Source organism: Streptomyces sp. SudanB52_2052 (assembly GCF_964272415.1).
Taxonomy (GTDB): Bacteria; Actinomycetota; Actinomycetes; order Streptomycetales; family Streptomycetaceae; genus Streptomyces; species Streptomyces olindensis.
Genome location: NZ_OZ186796.1, coordinates 3,112,368 through 3,131,906, shown reverse-complemented (window position 1 = coordinate 3,131,906; position 19,539 = coordinate 3,112,368). Strand labels below are relative to the sequence as shown.

Sequence of the window (19,539 nt, the reverse complement as noted above, 5' to 3'; positions counted from 1 at the left end):
CCGCGGAACCCCATCCGGGATCCGCGGCCCTTCTGTTTGTCCCTGAACAGGGATGACGGACCGAAGGAGCCTCGGGAAAAGCAAAGAACCCGGTACCAGCCGCCCCCCGGCCAACAGGCCGGAACGACCAGACGAGGAAGACGAACCGTGCAACTCGAAGCGCACGCCCCGTCCGTACCGCCTTCCGACACGATCCCCAAGCCCGGCTCCACGGAGGACTCCACCTTGACCCCGCTCACCGCGCTCACCGCGCTCGACGACGCCATCGAGAACCTCGGCGTACCCGTCCCGTGCCGCTCCTACGACCCGGAGGTCTTCTTCGCCGAGTCGCCCGCGGACGTCGAGTACGCCAAGTCCCTCTGCCGTACCTGCCCGCTGGTCGAGGCCTGCCTCGCCGGCGCCAAGGAGCGGCGTGAGCCCTGGGGCGTCTGGGGTGGCGAGCTGTTCGTCCAGGGTGTCGTCGTCGCCGGAAGCGGCCGCGTGGCCGCCCGCGCAAGAACCCGGTCACGGCATGAACACCGCAGGAACGATCGATCGCCCCCTCACGCACGACCCCCAGAAGCAGGCCCCGATGAAGCCGTCCACTGACGAGCCCGCAGGCTCCGCGACCCAAGACTTCACCACCACCGGCGCGAAGGACTCGCGTCAGAACAGGACCCGACAGATGCAACTCATCCCAGAAGCCATGGCTCGTGCGCATATGCACGAGCGACTGCACGAGGCGGAGCGGGAACGCCAGGCCGTGCGCCTGGCGGCCGCCCGCCGGATGCAGCGCAGGGCGGAGCGCGCCTCCCGGCGTGCCCGCCGGGCGCTCGCCATGGCGGTCATGCAGTAGCCCACGCACCTGAAGCGGTGGCCTCCCGCACCGGAGGCCGTGCTCTTCCGCGGGGGCCGGTCCGTGCCGAACGGACCGGCCCCCGCCGTGCGTTGTGGTCGTGCCGGCGGGGCCGTGCGCACGAAGACAGAGCGAGTGTCGGCGATGCCGGTGCGCGGTGTCTCCGCGGGTGCCGGGCGCGGCGTTATCGTCGCCGGGTGACGAGTCCTCCCCGAGGCAGTGACGACGGCTCCACGGCGGATGTCGGGCGGCGCTTGGTGTGCGCCCGCTGCGGCACGTCGGCCGATGCCCTGACCGCAGGGCCGCCCCTCACCTGGACCTGCTCCGTGGAGGACGGCGTCCGCCGCTACTTCTGCGAGACGTGTTCCCGGGAGAACCTCAGGTCGATCGAAGGGCGCCTGGACTCGGACTGGTGGTGAGGCGCGAGCACCGGCACAACAGCGGTACCCGCGAGGGCTCAGGCCTCCGCCACCGACGGCGCGCCGTCCACCGGGTCCTCCGGGACGAACCCCGGAAGCCACTCCTCCAACTCCTCGCGCATCCGCACCGTGGACCCCAGCTGACACAGGACGCCGATCGTGCTGAGGGTCACCCGGTGGATCAGCAGGTACGACGGCGGCAGGTTGAGCTGCTTGCCGAGCTGGTAGGCGGGGGAGCGGGGGTCGGCGATACGGGCCGCCTGGCTGCGCATCCAGCCGCGGGTGAAGGTGAACTCCTCGACCTGGGCCGGTTCGATGATCGGCAGCAGGTAGTCCAGGACCGCCTCCGGATCCAGCTCTATGGTCTCCTTGACGAAGCCCTCCGCGCACAGCAGCTCGTAGACCGCCTCGGCCTCGCCGTCCAGGGTCATGCGCAGGGACTCGCCGATGGTGGCCGGCAGTCCGCCGGGGAGACGGTCGACCGTGCCGAAGTCCAGCACGCCCAGGCGCCAGTCGTCCTCACCCTCCGGGCCGCCGGGGAGGAGCCGGAAGTTGCCCGGGTGCGGATCCGCGTGCAGCAGGCCGGTGCGGGCGGGGCCGGAGAACAGGAAGCGCGCCAGGAGCTGACCGGCACGGTCGCGCTGTTCCTGGGTGCCGTCGGAGATGATCTCCGACAGCGGGATGCCGTCGATCCACTCGGTGACCAGGACCTGGTCGGACTGGTGGACGACCTGCGGCACGACCACGTCCGGGTCGTCCGTGAACTCCTCGGCGTGGGCCTCCTGGGCCTGGGCCTCCAGGCCGTAGTCCAGCTCCTCCGAGACGCGGTCCTTCAGCTCGGCGATCAGCGGCTTGATGTCCATGCCGGGGATCAGCGGGCCGAGCAGGCGGGAGAAACGGCTCAGCTGGTTCAGATCGGACAGCAGGGCCTCGCCCGCGCCGGGGTACTGCACCTTGACCGCCACCTCACGGCCGTCATGCCACACCCCACGGTGCACCTGCCCGATCGAGGCCGCCGCGGCGGGCTTGTCCTCGAACTCCAGGAACAACTCGTGCCAGCCCTCGCCGAGCCGCTCCTCCAGCACCGCGTGCACCGTGCGCGTCGGCATCGGGGGCGCCGCCTCCTGGAGCTTGGTCAGCGCGGCGCGGTAGGGGCCCGCCACCTCCTCGGGCAGCGCCGACTCGAAGACGGACAGGGCCTGCCCGAACTTCATCGCACCGCCCTTGAGCTCGCCGAGCACCTTGAACAGCTGCTCGGCGGTGCGCTGTTGGAGCTCGCGGCCGACGAGCTCCGCCGACTCGCCGACGATTCGCTTGCCGAATCCCCAGGTCGCTCGCCCGGCGATGCCGAGCGGGAGCGCGGCGAGCTTGGCGGTCCGGGTGACCGCCTTCCGGGGAAGATCAGACATGCGCCCTCCAAGTCCCAGCCGGCCGCTCCGCCTCTGCCTCACGGCACCGCTCCGACGGCCGTTGCACCGCCATTGTCTCGTGTGACTCCCCGTCCTGTGAGGGGTGCTCCCCCTTTCCTCTCTCCGCCGCGGCGCACGGGCATGCCGGATGGGGCCAGACCGGCCGGGCGTGCCAGTGGAGAGCGGGGACGGAGACCTCCCAGCGAGCCCCGGCGCTCGACGGGACCCGGCCGTCCAGGAAGGCGAGCGCGTGGGCGGCCGCCAGTCCGGCCGTGGTCGTGGCCAGCGTCAGGTCGCAGGGCCGCACCTGCCGCTGCCGACCGGAACGCCACTGGGCCACGAGGCGCGGCCAGGCCGGATCCCGGTCGGTGCGGCTCTCGTGCAGACAGCCCGCGCAGCCCGTCTCCCCGGGCAGGACGAACGGGCCGACCACGCCGGTTCCCTCCACGACACCGGCGTACAGGTGGGGCGTCCCCGAGGACATCAGGGGCTCGGCGGCGGACGGGTCGGGCGCGTGGACCGCGACATCGTCCCGCGGGGCGATGATCACCAGTGAGAAGCCCGGGTCGCCCTCCTCCGAGGGAGTCTGGGCCGGTGCGCGGCGCGGTGACCGGCCCGGGGCGGCCCGGCGCACGGCCCGGCGGGCCGCCTCGTCCCGACGGTCACCGACGGCCTCCGCCGGCAGTCCGCCGGGGGCGACGTCCCAGGGCTCCACCCGCCCGACGTCACGCACGTCGACCTCGCCCACTCCGGCTCCCGCCAGCAGCGAGGCCAGCACGGCGCCCACCCGGCCCGCACCCCGCACCTGAACGCGCTGCGAGCGCCGGGCCGCCAGCCGGCCGATCGCGTCGCCGGGGGCCGACGTGGTCAGCGACAGGGAGGCCAGGTCGGGGCGCAGTCGGTCCAGGACCTCCTTCTTCCGCCGCAGGGTGTCGGCCGCCGGGCCGCCACCGCGCGCGTCGTCCAGGAGCCCGGCTTCGGCGAGCCCGCGCACCAGTTTGTCGACATGGCCGTCGGGCAGGTCCATGCGGCGGCCCTCCTCGCGGAGCAGCTCCAGCCCCCGTGTGCCGTTCAGCAGGTCGAGGAAACTGCCCGACGCCAGGTCCATCGGGCCGAGCGTCATCGCGTGCGCCGGTGTCATCCCGAACTGCACGGTGTTGAGGTCGCGCCAGCCGCGCCTGAGCGCGGGTTTCACCATCGGATGCATGACAGGCCCCCCGAATGCCCTAGATCTTCCCCGTATGCCGGTCGAGCGGGTGCGCAGGCCGGATCCGCGGCAGGCGCGGACCAGCCGACCGACCCTGGTCCCGGACCGCACCCGCCCGTCGCTTCGCCGACAGCAGCCAGCATGCCCAAACCCGCCGCCGGCTGCCGAAAGTTGTCCACAGGCACGGGTATTCGTCGTACAAATCCGGCGGCCGATGCGGGCATCGGCACGGAACCGTCCCGGAGTCGGGACTTCCCCGTGTGCAGCCGGTAACGTCGGGGCGTGCCCGCCGACCCACTGCACCGCGCCGGAAAGCCACAGCGCAGCACGACGAGCCAGCCGCCGAGCGGCTCGGGGGCGAGCGCGATCGAGGTCCGCAGGAGCTCCCGCCGACGCAGGACGGTCTCCGCGTACCGCGAGGGCGATCGCACCGTAGTGCTCATCCCCGCCCGGATGTCCGAGGCGGAGGAGCAGCGCTGGGTGAACGTCATGCTCGACAAGCTGGCCGCCCAGGAGAGCAGGCGGACCCTCGGCGACACCGAGCTGGCGGAGCGGGCCCGGCGGCTCTCGGAGCAGTACTTCGACGGGCGGGCCCGGCCCGCTTCGGTGCGCTGGGTGACCAACCAGAACACGCGCTGGGGATCCTGCACCCCCTCCGAGGGCAGCATCCGCCTCTCGCACCGCCTCCAGGGCATGCCCGAGTACGTCGTCGACTACGTCCTCGTCCACGAACTCGCGCATCTGCTCGTCCCCGGACACGGACCCCGCTTCTGGGAGCTGCTGGAGGCCTACCCGCGCACGGAGCGGGCGCGGGGCTACCTCGAAGGCGTGGTCGCCGCCGAGCGGTTGCCCCATGTGCCCGGCGCGAGGGACGAGAGCTCCGCGGGGTGAGTGACCGCTTTCCGCGATCGAGCAGCCGATACGGCCGAGCGCGGGTTCTGTACCGGGTCTGTACCGACATCGTCCGGTGTCCGGATTTGCCGTTAGCCTGGCGCGACGCACTCACGTTCTGGATGGGGGACGGTCGTTACGCATGGCCAGGGAATTCCAACGCGGCCACAAGGCCAGGATCAGTGACCTCACCGCGGGCACGGATCTGTACGTAGGCGTGCAGATCACGGGCCCCGGCCTGAGTTTCGACATCAGCTGCTTCGGCCTCGACGCCGACGAACGGCTCTCGGACGAACGGTACTTCGTCTTCTACAACCAGCCGAAGTCCCCCGAGGAGGCCATTCAGCTCCTCGGCGCCCAGGCCGGCGACACCGAGTCCTTCCGGGTGACGCTCGACCGCATCCCACCGCAGATCCAGAAGCTGTCCTTCACGGCGACGATCGACGGCGCCGGACAGATGTCGCAGATCGCCCCCGGCTACCTCCGCATCGTCGCGGGCGGCGAGGAGGTGGCCCGCTACCCCTTCGACGGCTCCGAGTTCTCCACCGAACGAGCCGTGATGCTGGGCGACTTCTACCTCAAGGACGTGTGGCGGTTCGCGGCCGTCGGGCAGGGCTTCGACGGGGGTCTCGACGCGCTGCTGAAGAACTTCGGCGGCGAGGTGGCCGAGGAGGAGACACCCGCGCCCGCCCCGCAGCCACAGGCCGCCGCCCCGGGCTTCGCCCCGCCCGCCTTCGCCGTCCCCGGCACACCGGAACCCGCCCAGACCCCCCCACCGGCCCCGGCTCCTTTGCCGACGGCGCCCCCGGCCCCGGCTCCCGCGCCGACCCCCCAGCCCGCCGCACAGGGCTTCGCGCCCCCGCCCGGAGCGACCCCACCCGGAGCCACCCCGCCCGGCCCCACCCCGCCGCCGGCCCCGGCGCCCGCGCCCCAGGTGCACGCCGCCCCGACCATCGTCGCGCCCATGCACACCCCGCCCGGCGGCTCCCCGGTGCCGCCGCCGGCCCCGGCGCCCGCGCCGTACGGCCAGCCCGGCCAGCAGCCGGCGGCGTACGGCCAGGCCCCCGGCCAGACGGCCCCGCCACCTCCCGGTTACGGCCAGCCGCAGGCACCCCAGGCCCCGGTCCCGCCGCCCGGATACGGCCAGCCCACCCCGCCCCCGGGCTACGGCCAGCCCACGCCGCCCCCCGGTTACGGCCAGCAACCACCGCCGTTCGGGCAGGCACCCTACGGAGCCCCGCAGCAGGGCGCCCCGCAGGCCGCCGCTCCCCAGGGCGCGGGCGTGGCCGCCGCGCTCCAGCAGTTCAAGGAGACGCCCACCGGGCAGCGCTGGACGCAGCAGAACAAGAAGCTCGTCCGCGTCGACCTCGGCATCGGCGGGCAGCCCGTGCTGGCGCGCCAGGGCAGCATGGTGCTCTACCAGGGCAAGGTCGACTTCAGCTACAAGGGCGCGGGCTTCTCCGGGCGGATCGTGGGCAACGCGACCGGCCAGGAGATGCAGCTCATGCGCTGTACCGGCCAGGGGCAGGTCTTCCTCGCCGAGAACTCGACGATGCTGCACCCCATCGAACTCCAGGGCGACGCCGTCTGCGTCTCCGCCGAGAACGTCCTCGCGTTCGACGAGAGCCTCACCTACGAGGTCCGCCGCATCGAGGGGCACGGCATCCCCGGCGGCGCGCTGTTCACCATGCAGTTCCAGGGCACCGGCACGATCGTCGTGAAGACGCACGGCACGCCCGTGGTGCTGCCCGTCACGCCCACCACGTTCGCCGACTGCAACGCCGTGGTCGCCTGGTCGGCCGCCGCCCAGGTCGTCGTCTCCAGCCAGGTGCGGATGCGCCGCAACGCCTACCCGGGCGACACCGGGGAGAGCGTCAACCTCCAGTTCCGGGGAGCGCCCGGCAACTTCATCGTCGTCCAGCCGTACGAGGTCTGAGGGAGCCCGTCATGACACAGCAGCTCGCGGGCCACGCCCCCGCACCCGTCACCGCCCGCATGGAGAACCACGGCAACCACATGCTGAAGGTCGCCATGCAGACCGGGAACGACCTCCTCGCGCGCGTGGGGTCGATGGTCGCCTACGAAGGGTTCGTCCAGTACGAGCCCAACCCGCCGGCTGTGCGCCAGATCGCCAAGGACTGGCTGACCGGCGAGGGCGCGCCCCTGATGAAGTGCTCCGGTGACGGCCTGCTCTACCTCGCCGACTACGGGGCCAACGTCGTCGTGATCAACCTCAACGGCGACGGCATCTCCGTCAACGCCACCAACCTGCTCGCCTTCGACGCCCACCTCACCTGGGGCGTGGAGCGGGTCAAGGGGCTGGCCAAGTTCGCCGGGCAGGGCCTGTGGAACACCAGGATCTCCGGGCAGGGCTGGGTCGCGCTGACCTCCCGGGGCAAGCCGATCGTGGTCGACTGCGGAGGCGGCGAGGACGAGACGTACGTCGACCCCGACGCGCTCGTCGCCTGGTCCCCGAACCTCAAGGTGAAGGGCAAGCGCAGCTTCCGGGCGCAGTCGCTGATCGGCCGCGGCAGCGGCGAGGCCTACCAGATGGCCTTCTCCGGTCAGGGCATCGTCGTCGTCCAGCCCAGCGAGGACAGCACCGACCGCCTCCGGGTCCGGGGCTGAGGGGGAGCCAGAAAGCCATGCAGAGCCCGATTTTCGCCTACAACGAGCAGCAGACCCAGGACCGCTGGAGCCTGCAGAACAGGCAGATGCTGCGTGTCGCCCTGGAGGGCCACGACGACATCCTGGCCCGCAAGGGCACCATGGTCGCCTACCAGGGGCTCGTCGAGTTCGACGCCGAGTACCAGAGCAACGACCAGGCACGCGCGCGTGCGCACACGGGTGAGGGACTCGACCTGATGCGCTGCCACGGGCAGGGCACGGTCTACCTCGCCAACCTCAAGCAGCACGTCCACGTCATGGACGTGGACCAGGACGGTCTCACCGTCGACAGCAGCTACGTGCTGGCGATGGACTCGTCCCTGCACCACGAGGTCATCGCCGTGGACAGCCTCTACGGCATCTCCGGCTCGGGGAAGTACCAGCTCAACATCTCCGGGCGGGGCAAGGTCGCGCTGATGACCTCGGGCATGCCGCTGCTGCTGCAGGTGACGCCGGACAAGTACGTCAACTGCGACGCCGACGCGATCGTCGCCTGGTCGACGAGCCTGCGTGTGCAGATGCAGGCCCAGACGCACTCCTCGGGGGTGTGGCGGAGGCGCGGCAACACCGGCGAGGGCTGGGAGCTGAGCTTCATGGGCACCGGTTTCGCCCTCGTCCAGCCGAGCGAGCTGCTGCCGCCGCAGAACGCCCAGATCGGCTCGGGCCTCGCCGCGCAGTACGGCATGGGCCAGCAGGGGGCGCGGGGACAGAACCAGGGGAACGTCTGGAGCTGAGTGCTCCGCGGTTCGGCCGATCGGGTGAGGGGGTGTGCGGGCCGGTGTTGGCCGCGGCCGTTCGTGGCTGGTCGCGCAGTTCCCCGCGCCGACTGAGGGGGCGGCCGCCTTCGTGGCCGCCCCCTCACCAGCTCACTCCGTGAGCCTCGCTCGTGTCGACTCCAGCAGCCGTACCACCGAGTCGTCCGCCACGTCCGCCACCTCGTCGTACGGGAACCAGCGCACGTCGAGCGACTCGTCGCTGACGGCGTGGGCGGCGCCGGGCGGTGCCAGGACCGCGTACTGGACGTCGAAGTGCCAGTGGCACGGCGGCGGGATCGGATGCCGGTCCAGGCGCACCGGGCCGCCCGGCAGCAGCGAGAGCCCCGAGACACCGGACTCCTCCGTCGCCTCCCGCAGGGCCACGGCGGCGAGCGTGGTGTCGCCCGGCTCGCAGTGGCCGCCCATCTGGAGCCACATCCGCAGCTTCCGGTGCAGGGTCAGCAGCACCCGGCCGCCCTCGGGGTCGATCACCAGGGCGCTGGCCGTGAGGTGACCCGCGTGACAGGCCTTCCAGAGGCCGTCCGGGTGATCCGCCAAGTGGTCCAGGTAGGCCTGGCGCAGCTCCGGCTGGTCCTCGTACTCCTTCAGCACGAGGACCGCGTCGTCGTACAGGCTCACTCGGCGTCGTCGCCCTTGGTCTTGTCCTCGCCCTCGTCCTTCTTGCGCAGGTCGGGCTTGTCCGCCGCCTCGCCGAGCATCTTGTCCAGCTCGGAGAAGTCGATCTGCTCGCGGTGCACGAAGCCGTCCGGGTCGTCCAGGTCGCTCGCCGTCGGCAGCATGTCCGGGTGGTGCCACAGGGCGTCCCGGCCGTCGACTCCGCGCGCGTCCGTGAGGGAGGCCCACAGACGGGAGGCGTCGCGCAGGCGGCGCGGGCGCAGTTCCAGGCCGATCAGCGTGGCGAACGTCTGCTCGGCCGGGCCACCCGAGGCGCGGCGGCGGCGCAGCGTCTCGCGCAGGGCGTCGGCGGACGACAGGCGGGGCTTCGCGGCGGCGTGGACCACCGCGTCCACCCAGCCCTCGACGAGCGCCAGAGCCGTCTCCAGACGGGCCAGGGCGGCCTTCTGCTCGGGCGTGTCCTCCGGCTGGAACATGCCCTGCTGGAGGGCTTCCTGCAACTGCTCGGGGTTCTGCGGGTCGAACTGGCCGACCACGTCCTCCAGCTTGGCCGTGTCGACCTTGATCCCGCGGGCGTAGCCGTCGACCGCGCCGAACAGATGCGAGCGCAGCCACGGCACGTGGGCGAAGAGGCGCTGGTGGGCGGCCTCGCGCAGGGCGAGGTAGAGCCGTACCTCCTCCTGGGGGACGCTCAGGTCCTTGCCGAACGTCTCGATGTTCACCGGCAGCAGCGCGGCCTTGCCGGCCGGGCCGAGCGGCAGGCCGATGTCGGAGGAGCCGACCACCTCACCGGCGAGCACGCCGACGGCCTGCCCGATCTGCGTGCCGAACATGGCGCCGCCCATCGAGCGCATCATGCCGATCAGCGGGCCGGCCATGGCCTGCATCTCCTCCGGCAGGACGTCGCCCATGGCGGTGCCGACGCGCTCGGCGACCGGGTCGACGAGCTCCTTCCAGGCGGGCAGGGTCGCCTCGACCCACTCCGCGCGGCTCCAGGCCACGGCGGAGCCGGCGCCCGACGGCAGGGACGTGGCGTCGTCGAGCCAGAGGTCGGCCAGGCGGACGGCCTCCTCGACGGCTCGGCGCTCGGCGGGGCCGACGCTCGTGTCTTTGGTGCCGTCAGGGCTGCCCTGGGAGACCGTCTGGCGGGCGATCTGCTTGGCCATGTCCCAGTTCACCGGGCCGCCCTCGTAGGAGAGCATCTGGCCCAGCTGCTGGAACGCGGCGCCCAGGTCGGTGGGGTTCAGCGAGCCGAACATGGCTGCGAACGGATTGTCCGCACCGGGGCCGCCGGGTCCGCCGCCAAAGCCTCCGGCTCCGGGCAGGCCGCCGAAACCGAACGGGTTGGCAGGTCCCTGACCACCACCGCTCTGCTGGTCCTTCTTCTTGCCCTCGTCGCCGTCGTCCGGCTCCTCCGGCGGAAGGCCGAATCCGAATGGGGTGTCACTCACGGGATTCCTCGGCTGGTAGGGCCGCCGGTTCTTTCCGGCGGCACGGCTGCCCGACAACACCACCCAGCGTAGACACCTGGGGCGGATCGGGCCTCGGTGCTTCGCCGACTGCCGGCCTGCGGCAGGATGGATGCCACCTGGTACGCACGCGTCGCACGCGCTCGTACTGAAGACAACCGCTGGAGACGCCCGGTGAGTTCCCCAGATCCGCAGGTTCGCGCAGCGCGAAACCAGTCAACCAGTTCCGCGAGCCCCGCCGCCCGCGGGCCCGTCGTCGCGGTCACCGGCGCCGCGTACGGCGTCGGCGCGCTGCTCACCGAGCAGCTCGCCGCGTCCGACGAGGTCAAGCAGGTCGTGGCCATCGACGAGCGGCGCGGCGAGTGCGCGGCGGCGCAGTGGCACATCCTGGACGTCCGGGACCCGGCCATCGCGGACAAGCTGCGCGGCGCCGACGTGGTGGTGCACCTGGCCCTCGATCTCGACCTGGAGACGGACGCGGCCGCCCGAACGGCCTACAACGTACGGGGGACGCAGACCGTCCTGACGGCTGCCGCGGCGGCCGGAGTGCACCGGGTGGTGCTGTGCACCTCGGCGATGGTCTACGGGGCGCTGCCGGACAACGAGCTGCCGCTGTCGGAGGACGCGGAACTGCGCGCCACGGCGGAGGCCACGGGCGTCGGCGACCTGCTGGAGATCGAGCGGCTGGCGCGGCGGGCGCCGCGGGCCCACCCGGGACTCAACGTCACGGTGGTGCGGCCGGCGGTTCTGGTGGGAGGCACCGACACCGCGCTGACCAGGTACTTCGAGTCCCCTCGGCTGCTGGTCGTGGCCGGGTCGCGACCCGCGTGGCAGTTCTGCCACGTCGAGGACCTGTGCAGCGCGCTGGAGTACGCCGTCCTGGAGAAGGTCGACGGGGAACTCGCCGTCGGGTGCGACGGGTGGCTGGAGCAGGAGGAAGTGGAGGAGCTCAGCGGCATCCGGCGGATGGAGCTGCCGTCGGCGGTCGCGCTGGGTGCGGCGGCCCGGCTGCACCGGATCGGTCTCACGCCCTCTCCGGCGGGGGACCTGGCGTACACGATGTACCCCTGGGTGGTGAGCGGGAGCCGGCTGCACGACGCCGGGTGGCGGCCGCAGTACACCAACGAGGAAGTGCTCGCGGAACTCCTGGAAGAGGTCTCCGGCCGGCACACGGTCGCCGGGCGGCGTCTGGGCCGCAAGGACGCGACGGCCGCGGGTGCCGCGGGAGCGACCGTGGCGCTGCTGGGCGCGGCGGCGGTGGTGCGCCGGGCCCGGAAGGCCCGGCGGCGGATCTGACGGGCACCTCCGCCGTGCAGGGGGACACCCCTGTAGGAGACTCCAAACGCGTACGCGCGCGTGCCGGTCGATAGCTCTATTCCGGGCTGTCGGTGGCGTGGGGCACGATGGAGGCATGGCATCCACGAACGATCACCCAGGCGAGCAGGGCGCGCAGGACCCGGTCAAGCTGATCGGGATTCGGGACACGGCCCTCTCCGTGGACGAGGTCTTCCGGGCGGTCGGGGACGACGCGGCCGGCGGCACCGCGCTCTTCGTGGGGACCGTGCGCAACCACGACGGCGGTGCCGACGTGGCGGAGCTCGGCTATTCGTGCCACCCCAGCGCCGAGGCCGAGATGCGGCGGATCGCCGAGAAGGTGGTCGCCGAGTTCCCCGTGCGGGCGCTGGCGGCCGTGCACCGGGTGGGCGACCTCCGGGTCGGTGACCTCGCGGTGGTCGTCGCCGTCTCGTGTCCGCATCGCGGCGAGGCCTTCGAGGCCTGCCGGAAGCTCATCGACGACCTGAAGCACGAGGTGCCCATCTGGAAGCACCAGCGGTTCTCCGACGGCACCGAGGAGTGGGTGGGCGCCTGCTGATCCGGGAGGCTGCCTTCCGGTTGCGTAACCGCACCCCTGGCGTGAGCGTTGTCACTGCGGATCGTTAATCTGCTGATCAGTCAGTTGCGGACGCTCAATGGGGTTGGAGGTCGGCATGGCGGCGCTCGCCTGGTTGCTGATTCCGCTTGTGGCTGCGATCGGCGCGGGCCTGTGGGGGAGTTGGGCCAACCGGACCCGCAAGGTCCGTGGAGACGGCCCCGAACTCATCGGTTACGCCCGCTTCCGCGAGGCCATGGAGAAGCCCCGGCCGGGTAGCTGACGGCGGGAAAACAGCAGGTCACAGAGGCCTGAGCGCGCAGGGCCGCCCCGGACGGGCGGCCCTGACGGTGCGCTGACAGGACCGTCCCGTACTGTCGAGTCATGCCACGCCGCACCGCGACGATGCTCGCCTCCACCCTGATGCTGATCGCGCTCCTGTGCGCGGGAGTGTTCATCCCCGTGCCGTATTCGGAGATGTCCCCGGGGCCGACGGTGAACACGCTCGGCGACCACGGCGGCGAGCCGGTGCTGCAGATCTCGGGCCGGAAGACCTATGCGACCAGTGGCCACCTGAACATGACCACGGTCCGGGTCACCAGCGCCGACTACCGGATGAACCTGGTGGAGGCCGTCTACGGCTGGCTCGCGCACGACAACAAGGTCGTGCCGCACGAGACGCTCTACCCGGACGGCAAGACCGAGGAGCAGTCCACCCAGGAGAACGCCGAGGAGTTCAGCCAGTCCCAGGAGAGCGCCAAGGTCGCCGCCCTGAAGGAACTCGACGTGCCGGTGAAGTCATGGGTGATCGTCTCGACGGTCGTCAAGGGCTCCCCGGCCGAGGGCAAGCTGCACGCCGGTGACGTGATCAAGGCCGTGGACGGCACGGCGGTCAAGGAGCCGGCCGACGTCGCGAAGCTGGTCACCAAGCACAAGCCCGGCCAGGACGTCCGCTTCACTATCGTGCCCGCCAAGGCGCAGGCCGCCGCGGAGAAGGAGAAGCGGACACCGACCAGGACGCAGGACATCACCATCACGACGACGACGTCCGACGACGCGGGTGAGAAGCGCGCCATCGTCGGGATCTCCGCCGGCACCGACCACACGTTCCCGTTCACCATCGACATCAAGCTGGCCGACGTCGGCGGACCGAGCGCCGGTCTGATGTTCGCGCTCGGCATCTACGACAAGCTCACCCCGGGCAGCCTGACCGGAGGCACGTTCGTCGCCGGGACCGGCACGATCGACGACGAGGGCAAGGTCGGCCCGATCGGCGGCATCGAGATGAAGACCGTCGGCGCGCGGGCCAAGGGCGCCGAGTACTTCCTGACGCCCGCCGACAACTGCGCGGCCGCCGCCAAGGACACCCCGGAGGGCCTCACCCTCGTCAAGGTGGACACCATCCAGGACGCCCTCGGCGCCCTGAAGGACATCCGCGGTGGCGACACCGCGGACCTTCCGCGGTGCGGTAGGTAGCGAAGGGGGCGGGAAGGCCCGGCGGACCGGGCCCCGGCCCGTCCGGCTACTCCTCGAACGTCGCCGTCAGTGCCTCCGCCAGGCCCGGGACCAGGTCGGAGCCGGTGAGGACCTCCGTGGGGGAGTCCTTCTCGCGCAGGCGCAGGGCCGACTCGCGGGCACCGTCGCGCAGGACCGCGACCGTCATGCGGACCTCCTGGCGGTCCGGGTGCTCCGCCACCCACTTCGTCAGCGCCGCCTCGCTCAGATCCTTCGGGACCTGCGCCTCCGCGGACGGCGGCAGCATCAGGCGCTCCACGGCGAGGGCGCAGCCAGCCACCGCGTCGGGCCAGGCGATGGTGGCGAGGAACTCGTCGAGCGGCTTGCCCGTTGGAATTTCGTCCTGCTCGATCGGGGTGAGGCCGGAGCTTTCGGGCTCGTCCCCCAGACCGAGCCGGTCGGCGAGCGAGGGCTGTTCGGCCCGCAGCCGTGCGGTGTCGACGAGGGCGAAGAGGCGGGCCGGCTGGTCCCAGCCGAGGCCGGAGACGTACTCGTCGATCTCGAGCACGGCCCGGGTGAGCGGGTTCGCAGCCATGGGAGTGTTGGACATGGTCACAATCCTCTCTCGTTCCTGGCCGGAATCGGGAACCGAGTAAACGGTGAGTAAGTTGCATAGGTGGGGGCCCACGATCACGGGGGCCACGCAGGGTCCGTGAAGACGCGGGCTTGACGAATCAACAGCGAACTTCGAGGTGCGCACCTTGGCTTTCCAGATGCCGGACCGCGGCGGAGGCCCGACAGGGCCGCGGATCAGAGTGGGCCGCCCGTCCCGGCGTGTCCGGACCCTGCTCATGACGCTGGGCGTCCTGGCCGTCCTCGGCATGGCGTTCACCATGTTCGCGGGCTTTTGGACGGACTGGCTCTGGTACCGGTCGGTGAAGTACTCCTCGGTCTTCACCACGACCCTGTGGACCAAGATCGGTCTCTTCTTCGTCTTCGGCCTGCTCATGGCCCTCGCGGTCGGCGTCAACATCTGGCTGGCGCACCGGCTGCGGCCACCGCTGAGCGCCATGTCGATGGAGCAGCAGAACCTCGACCGCTACCGGATGGGCATCGCGCCCTACAAGAAGTGGCTGCTGTTCGGGATCACGGCCCTGGTCGGCCTGATCGCCGGCGCCTCCGCGTCCGGCCAGTGGCGGACGTGGCTGATGTGGATCAACGGCGTGCCCTTCGGCCAGAAGGACCCCCAGTTCAAGCTGGACGTCTCCTTCTACGCCTTCGACCTGCCCTGGTACCGGTTCCTGCTCGGCTTCGGCTTCGCCGCCACGATCCTCTCCGTGATCGCCGCCGCGCTCACCCACTACCTGTACGGCGGGCTGCGCGTCACCAGCCCCGGCGCCCGCGCCACGGCGGCGGCCACCGGGCACCTGTCGGTGCTCATCGGCGTCTTCGTCGCCCTGAAGGCGGTCGCCTACTGGCTCGACCGGTACGGACTCGCGGTGAAGTCCAGCGACTTCAGGGCGACCGACAACTGGACGGGCCTGAGGTACGTCGACGCCAACGCCTACCTGCCGGCCAAGACGATCCTGTTCTGCATCGCCGTCATCTGCGCGCTGCTGTTCTTCGCCACCCTGTGGCGGCGCACCTGGCAGCTGCCCGTGATCGGCTTCGGTCTGATGGTGCTCTCCGCGATCCTCATCGGCGGCCTGTACCCGGCGATCGTGCAGAAGTTCCAGGTCCAGCCGAACGAGCAGGCCAAGGAAGCGCCGTACGTCGAGAAGAACCTCGAGGCGACGCGCAAGGCCTACGGCATCGACGGGACCAAGGTCACCGACTACACCGGCACGAGCAAGACGGAGGACAAGACCACGCTCCGCGATGACGTCGACTCCACGGCGAGCATCCGGATCATGGACCCGAACATCGTCTCTCCGACGTTCCAGCAGCTCCAGCAGATCAGGAACTACTACGCGTTCCCGACCAACCTGGACGTCGACCGCTACGCCAAGGACGGCAAGGACCAGGACACGGTCATCGGTCTGCGCGAGATCAACCTCGCGGGCATCCCGAAGAAGAACTGGATCAACAACCACTTCCGTTACACGCACGGCTACGGAGTGGTCGCCGCCGAGGGCACCAGCGCCGACGCGCAGGGCCGGCCGGTCTTCACCGAGTCCGACCTGCCCTCCAAGGGCCAGCTCGGCACGTACGAGCAGCGGGTCTACTACGGCGAGAAGACCACCACGTACTCGATCGTCGGCGGTCCCCAGAAGGAGATCGACTACTCCGACGACAACGGCGAGAAGACCACCAGCTACAAGGGCGACAGCGGGGTCAACCTCTCCAACCCGGTCAACCGCGCGGCGTACGCGGTGGCGTTCGGCGAGCCGCAGATCCTGTACTCCGGCGCCATCGGCGACGGCTCGCGGATCCTGTACAACCGCACGCCCAAGGAGCGCGTCGAGGCGGTCGCCCCCTGGCTGACCATCGACGGCGACGCCTACCCGGCGGTCGTGGACGGCCGGATCCAGTGGATCGTCGACGCGTACACGACGACGAACGGCTACCCGTACTCCTCGCGCACGACCCTCGGCGACACGACGGCCGACTCGCTGACCGCCACCAACGACAGCCGCGCGGTGGTGGCCCAGCAGAACCAGGTCAACTACATCCGCAACTCGGTGAAGGCGACCGTCGACGCGTACACCGGCGAGGTCAAGCTCTTCCAGTGGGACACCAAGGACCCGGTCCTGAAGACCTGGATGAAGGCCTTCCCGAACACGGTGGAGCCCAAGAGCGACATCTCCAAGTCGCTGATGGACCACCTGCGCTACCCCCAGGACCTGTTCAAGGTCCAGCGGGAGCTGCTCACGCGCTACCACGTGAAGGACGCCACGACGTTCCTCAGCGGCAGCGAGGTGTGGCAGGTGCCGGACGACCCGACGAACCGGTCGGGCAACGCGGTGCCGCCGTACTACCTCAGCATGAAGATGCCCGACCAGAAGGCGCAGGCGTTCTCGCTGACGACGACCTTCACGCCCAACGGCCGGGACAACCTCAGCGCCTTCATGGCGGTGGACGCCGAGGCGGGCACCAGCGACTACGGCAAGATCAGAATCCTGAAACTGCCGACGAACACGACGGTCAACGGACCCAAGCAGGTCCAGAGCCAGTTCAACTCCCAAGAGGACATCGCCGAGTCCATCAGGCTCCTGAGAGGCGGCGACTCCGAAGTCGAGTACGGCAACCTGCTGACGGTGCCGCTCGACGGAGGACTGCTGTACGTGGAGCCGGTCTACGTACGCGGTGGTGGACTGAAGTACCCGCTGCTGCGCAAGGTGCTGGTCACCTACGGAGGCCAGACCGCCTTCGAGAACACGCTCGAGGAGGCCCTCAACAAGGTCTTCGGAGCGGAGGGCGCCACCCCGGAGCCACCGGACGAGGGTGACACGACGACACCGCCGCCGACGTCCGACGACCCGACGGTCAAGCAGGCCCTGGAAGACGCTCAGAAGGCCTTCGACGCGGGCCAGGAGGCCCTGAAGAAGAACGACTGGGAGGCGTACGGCCGGGCGCAGGAGGACCTGGAGGACGCCCTGCGGCGGGCCGAGGAGGCGCAGGCCGCCGCGGACCGGGCCGGCGCTGCCGGGGGCGGCGAGAGCAAGCCCGGCGCCAGTCCGAGCGGCAGCCCCAGCCCGAAACCGAGCAGTTAGGGCCTGGCCTGGTCAAATGGCCCACCCCGCGCCGTGATACGGTTGTGAACACAACGGCGCGGGGTGGAGCAGCTCGGTAGCTCGCTGGGCTCATAACCCAGAGGTCGCAGGTTCAAATCCTGTCCCCGCTACTGAAGTCGCGATGTCCGAGTGACGCAGCGGCCACGAAGGCCCGGATTCCACAAAGGAATCCGGGCCTTCGTGATGTGTGAACGGATGTGCTGGTGCGGGCTTCGGCCGTGCCGACCGGGGGAGTTGGGAAGTCTGTGTTTGACTTGTCTCTCTGTGGGCATGTCGACAAAACGCTTCAGTGACCTCACTGGCTGCGGTATACCAGGTGTACCCGGGTTGCAGGTGGTGCGACGATGGACGTTATGGGGGACAAGGCAACTCTGTTCGAGACAGGGCGTTTTGTGCAGCCTTCCAGCCGGGAGGACACCGACACCCCGGACGACGCCGGGGAACTCGCCGACGAGGCAGCCGAGGAGCTGCGTCAGCGGCTCGCCGCGGAGGCCGGCGACGTCGAGGCGATGAGTGTTCTCGGGGCCATGCTGCTGCGCCGTGGTGATCTCGACGGCGCCGAGCCCCATCTGCGTGCCGCCACCGCGGCGGGTGACCGGGCCGCCGCCAACAACCTGGGCGTCCTGCTTCACCAGCGGGGTTACGCCGACGAGGCCGCCGGATGGTGGCGGATCGCTGCCGTCGCCGGATCCGCGGCCGCCGCGCACGCCCTCGGACGGCACCACCGCGAGCGCGGTGACGAACCCGCCGCCGAGTACTGGCTGCGCCAGTCCGCCGAACAGGGCCACACGCTGGGCGCGTACGCCCTCGCCGATCTGCTGGAGCACCGCGGTGACGCCGCGGCCGAGCAGTGGATGCGGGTCGCGGCCGAGCGCGGGCACCGGGAGGCCGCGTACCGGCTGGCGCGGGCACTGGACCGCAGGGCGGCGCGGGAAACCGACGGTGACAACGGTGTCCAGGTGCCCGACGAGGTCGAGCAGTGGTACCGGCAGGCCGCCGCGCGCGGCCACCGGCGGGCCGCGCTGCACCTCGGGACCATCCTGGAGCGGCGCGGCGAGCTCAAGGAGGCCGGCCGCTGGTACCTGACGTCCGCCAAGGACGGCGAGCCGCGGGCCGCCTGCGCGCTCGGTTTCCTGCTGCGCGACGCCGGCGACACGGAGAACGCCGCCGTGTGGTGGCTGCGGGCCGCGCAGGACGGCGACGGCAACGCGGCGAACGCGCTCGGCGCGCTGCACGCCGAGCGGGGCGAGACCCAGACCGCCGAGCGGTGGTACCGGGCCGCCATGGACGCGGGCGATGTGAACGGCGCCTACAACCTCGGGCTGCTCTGCGCCGAACAGGGGCGCACCGCGCAGGCCGAGCAGTGGTACCGGCGTGCGGCCTACGCCGGGCACCGGGAGGCCGCGAACGCGCTGGCGATCCTGCTGCTGCGGGCCGGGGACGAGACGGGCGCGGAGCCGTGGTTCTCCAAGGCCGCCGAGGCCGGAAGCGTCGACGCCGCCTTCAATCTGGGCATCCTGCACGCCGGGCGCGGCGAGGAGAAGGCCGCGCTGCGCTGGTACGAGCGGGCCGCGGCCGCCGGGCACACGGAGGCGGCGCTCCAGGTCGGCATGGCAAAGCTGCGGGACGGCGACGAGCAGGAGGCCGAGCGGCACCTGCGGTGTGCGGCCGGGGGTGGGAGCGCGGAGGCCGCGTACCGGCTGGCGACCGTGCTCGACGCGCGCAGACCGCCGGAGCCGGCGCATGAGCTCGGGGAGCCGGTGCACCGGCGGAGCGAGTGCGAGGAGTGGTACGAGCGTGCCGCCTCGCAGGGGCACCGGCGGGCGCAGGTACGGGTCGGCATGCTGGCCGCGGCCCGGGGGGACGTCGTCGAGGCGGCCCGGTGGTACCGGGAGGCGGCCGAGGCCGGGTCTCGCAACGGGGCGTTCAATCTCGGGCTGCTGCTGGCCCGGGAGGGGAGCGAGCCCGAGGCGGCGGTGTGGTGGACGCGGGCGGCTGACGCGGGGCACGGGCGGGCGGCGTTGCGGCTGGCCCTGGTCTACGCGCGTCGGGGTGAGCTGGCGGAAGGGCAGCGGTGGGCCGATCGGGCGGTGTCGCTGGGGCCGGCGTCCGTGGCTGAGCGGGCGGCGCGGTTGCGGGACGCGCTCAGGCAGGAGCTGTCCGCGTAGCGCTGGGCGGCCGGGGCCCGCCGC

17 protein-coding genes, 1 tRNA gene and 1 pseudogene are annotated in these 19,539 nt (G+C 71.4%); 14 read left to right on the top strand and 5 right to left on the bottom strand.

Annotated elements, in window-relative coordinates:
• The first annotated feature begins 147 nt into the window (after positions 1 to 147).
• The 3 genes and pseudogenes from ACSUPV_RS13650 (at position 148) to ACSUPV_RS13640 (ending at position 1,254) form a co-directional block, all read left to right on the top strand.
• Positions 148 to 515 (top strand): annotated as a pseudogene (locus ACSUPV_RS13650) (WhiB family transcriptional regulator).
• Complete coding sequence (locus ACSUPV_RS13645; RefSeq protein WP_031114349.1) at positions 512 to 835, top strand: hypothetical protein; 324 nt, start codon at positions 512 to 514, stop codon at positions 833 to 835. Before ACSUPV_RS13650 ends, ACSUPV_RS13645 begins: the two are co-directional and overlap by 4 nt.
• 197 nt (positions 836 to 1,032) lie before the next feature.
• Positions 1,033 to 1,254: a hypothetical protein gene (locus ACSUPV_RS13640; RefSeq protein WP_382614046.1), complete on the top strand. Its 222-nt coding sequence runs from the start codon at positions 1,033 to 1,035 to the stop codon at positions 1,252 to 1,254.
• Between the two features lie 38 nt (positions 1,255 to 1,292).
• Here ACSUPV_RS13640 and ACSUPV_RS13635 read toward each other — a convergent pair whose 3' ends face one another.
• Positions 1,293 to 2,663, bottom strand: a complete 1,371-nt coding sequence (locus ACSUPV_RS13635; RefSeq protein ID WP_436947557.1) for an ABC1 kinase family protein — start codon at positions 2,661 to 2,663, stop codon at positions 1,293 to 1,295.
• Positions 2,656 to 3,870: a TOMM precursor leader peptide-binding protein gene (locus ACSUPV_RS13630; RefSeq protein WP_436947556.1), complete on the bottom strand. Its 1,215-nt coding sequence runs from the start codon at positions 3,868 to 3,870 to the stop codon at positions 2,656 to 2,658. Before ACSUPV_RS13630 ends, ACSUPV_RS13635 begins: the two co-directional genes overlap by 8 nt.
• A 282-nt stretch (positions 3,871 to 4,152) precedes the next feature.
• On the opposite strand from ACSUPV_RS13630, the gene ACSUPV_RS13625 reads away from it, so the two are divergent.
• From ACSUPV_RS13625 to ACSUPV_RS13610, 4 genes are all read left to right on the top strand, one after another.
• Positions 4,153 to 4,761, top strand: a complete 609-nt coding sequence (locus ACSUPV_RS13625; RefSeq protein ID WP_037766334.1) for a M48 metallopeptidase family protein — start codon at positions 4,153 to 4,155, stop codon at positions 4,759 to 4,761.
• Positions 4,762 to 4,903: 142 nt separating this feature from the next.
• The gene (locus ACSUPV_RS13620) at positions 4,904 to 6,697 is read left to right on the top strand and encodes a TerD family protein (RefSeq protein ID WP_436947555.1); all 1,794 of its coding nucleotides are present in this window, start codon (positions 4,904 to 4,906) and stop codon (positions 6,695 to 6,697) included.
• Between the two features lie 11 nt (positions 6,698 to 6,708).
• Positions 6,709 to 7,389: an AIM24 family protein gene (locus tag ACSUPV_RS13615; protein WP_037766080.1), complete on the top strand. Its 681-nt coding sequence runs from the start codon at positions 6,709 to 6,711 to the stop codon at positions 7,387 to 7,389.
• A 17-nt stretch (positions 7,390 to 7,406) separates the two neighbouring features.
• Entirely contained in the window at positions 7,407 to 8,162 is a 756-nt protein-coding gene (locus ACSUPV_RS13610; RefSeq protein ID WP_359786634.1) for an AIM24 family protein, read from the top strand.
• A gap of 132 nt (positions 8,163 to 8,294) precedes the next feature.
• Here ACSUPV_RS13610 and ACSUPV_RS13605 read toward each other — a convergent pair whose 3' ends face one another.
• Both ACSUPV_RS13605 and ACSUPV_RS13600 read right to left on the bottom strand, forming a co-directional pair.
• Positions 8,295 to 8,822: an NUDIX hydrolase gene (locus tag ACSUPV_RS13605; RefSeq protein ID WP_359786637.1), complete on the bottom strand. Its 528-nt coding sequence runs from the start codon at positions 8,820 to 8,822 to the stop codon at positions 8,295 to 8,297.
• On the bottom strand, positions 8,819 to 10,270 hold the full coding sequence (locus tag ACSUPV_RS13600) for a zinc-dependent metalloprotease (protein ID WP_031114359.1): 1,452 nt from the start codon (positions 10,268 to 10,270) through the stop codon (positions 8,819 to 8,821). The genes ACSUPV_RS13605 and ACSUPV_RS13600 overlap by 4 nt, the downstream gene beginning before the upstream one ends.
• Before the next feature lie 192 nt (positions 10,271 to 10,462).
• Here ACSUPV_RS13600 and ACSUPV_RS13595 point away from each other — a divergent pair, with 192 nt between their 5' ends.
• The 4 genes from ACSUPV_RS13595 to ACSUPV_RS13580 all read left to right on the top strand — a co-directional run bounded on the left by ACSUPV_RS13595 (position 10,463) and on the right by ACSUPV_RS13580 (position 13,634).
• Entirely contained in the window at positions 10,463 to 11,584 is a 1,122-nt protein-coding gene (locus tag ACSUPV_RS13595) for an SDR family oxidoreductase (RefSeq protein ID WP_031114360.1), read from the top strand.
• 115 nt (positions 11,585 to 11,699) lie between these two features.
• On the top strand, positions 11,700 to 12,161 hold the full coding sequence (locus ACSUPV_RS13590) for a molybdenum cofactor biosynthesis protein MoaE (protein ID WP_031114361.1): 462 nt from the start codon (positions 11,700 to 11,702) through the stop codon (positions 12,159 to 12,161).
• A gap of 115 nt (positions 12,162 to 12,276) precedes the next feature.
• Complete coding sequence (locus ACSUPV_RS13585) at positions 12,277 to 12,441, top strand: hypothetical protein (protein ID WP_190049437.1); 165 nt, start codon at positions 12,277 to 12,279, stop codon at positions 12,439 to 12,441.
• Positions 12,442 to 12,542: 101 nt separating this feature from the next.
• Complete coding sequence (locus ACSUPV_RS13580) at positions 12,543 to 13,634, top strand: YlbL family protein (RefSeq protein ID WP_436947554.1); 1,092 nt, start codon at positions 12,543 to 12,545, stop codon at positions 13,632 to 13,634.
• A gap of 46 nt (positions 13,635 to 13,680) precedes the next feature.
• Here the strand turns inward: ACSUPV_RS13580 and ACSUPV_RS13575 are convergent, their stop codons facing one another.
• The gene (locus ACSUPV_RS13575; RefSeq protein WP_031114363.1) at positions 13,681 to 14,223 is read right to left on the bottom strand and encodes a PPA1309 family protein; all 543 of its coding nucleotides are present in this window, start codon (positions 14,221 to 14,223) and stop codon (positions 13,681 to 13,683) included.
• 163 nt (positions 14,224 to 14,386) lie between these two features.
• Here ACSUPV_RS13575 and ACSUPV_RS13570 point away from each other — a divergent pair, with 163 nt between their 5' ends.
• From ACSUPV_RS13570 to ACSUPV_RS13560, 3 genes are all read left to right on the top strand, one after another.
• The gene (locus ACSUPV_RS13570) at positions 14,387 to 17,326 is read left to right on the top strand and encodes a UPF0182 family membrane protein (RefSeq protein WP_051649124.1); all 2,940 of its coding nucleotides are present in this window, start codon (positions 14,387 to 14,389) and stop codon (positions 17,324 to 17,326) included.
• A 57-nt stretch (positions 17,327 to 17,383) separates the two neighbouring features.
• Positions 17,384 to 17,457 (top strand) — tRNA-Met (locus ACSUPV_RS13565).
• Between the two features lie 234 nt (positions 17,458 to 17,691).
• Positions 17,692 to 19,515, top strand: a complete 1,824-nt coding sequence (locus ACSUPV_RS13560; RefSeq protein WP_359786646.1) for a tetratricopeptide repeat protein — start codon at positions 17,692 to 17,694, stop codon at positions 19,513 to 19,515.
• The last annotated feature ends 24 nt before the right edge of the window (positions 19,516 to 19,539 follow it).

Coding starts and splice junctions, on each gene's coding strand:
- ACSUPV_RS13645 (WP_031114349.1), top strand. CDS start 512: ATGAACACCGCAGGAACGATCGATCGCCCCCTCACGCACGACCCCCAG.
- ACSUPV_RS13575 (WP_031114363.1), bottom strand. CDS start 14,223: ATGTCCAACACTCCCATGGCTGCGAACCCGCTCACCCGGGCCGTGCTC.
- ACSUPV_RS13615 (WP_037766080.1), top strand. CDS start 6,709: ATGACACAGCAGCTCGCGGGCCACGCCCCCGCACCCGTCACCGCCCGC.
- ACSUPV_RS13560 (WP_359786646.1), top strand. CDS start 17,692: ATGGACGTTATGGGGGACAAGGCAACTCTGTTCGAGACAGGGCGTTTT.
- ACSUPV_RS13635 (WP_436947557.1), bottom strand. CDS start 2,663: ATGTCTGATCTTCCCCGGAAGGCGGTCACCCGGACCGCCAAGCTCGCC.
- ACSUPV_RS13580 (WP_436947554.1), top strand. CDS start 12,543: ATGCCACGCCGCACCGCGACGATGCTCGCCTCCACCCTGATGCTGATC.
- ACSUPV_RS13620 (WP_436947555.1), top strand. CDS start 4,904: ATGGCCAGGGAATTCCAACGCGGCCACAAGGCCAGGATCAGTGACCTC.
- ACSUPV_RS13610 (WP_359786634.1), top strand. CDS start 7,407: ATGCAGAGCCCGATTTTCGCCTACAACGAGCAGCAGACCCAGGACCGC.
- ACSUPV_RS13630 (WP_436947556.1), bottom strand. CDS start 3,870: ATGCATCCGATGGTGAAACCCGCGCTCAGGCGCGGCTGGCGCGACCTC.
- ACSUPV_RS13570 (WP_051649124.1), top strand. CDS start 14,387: ATGCCGGACCGCGGCGGAGGCCCGACAGGGCCGCGGATCAGAGTGGGC.
- ACSUPV_RS13590 (WP_031114361.1), top strand. CDS start 11,700: ATGGCATCCACGAACGATCACCCAGGCGAGCAGGGCGCGCAGGACCCG.
- ACSUPV_RS13585 (WP_190049437.1), top strand. CDS start 12,277: ATGGCGGCGCTCGCCTGGTTGCTGATTCCGCTTGTGGCTGCGATCGGC.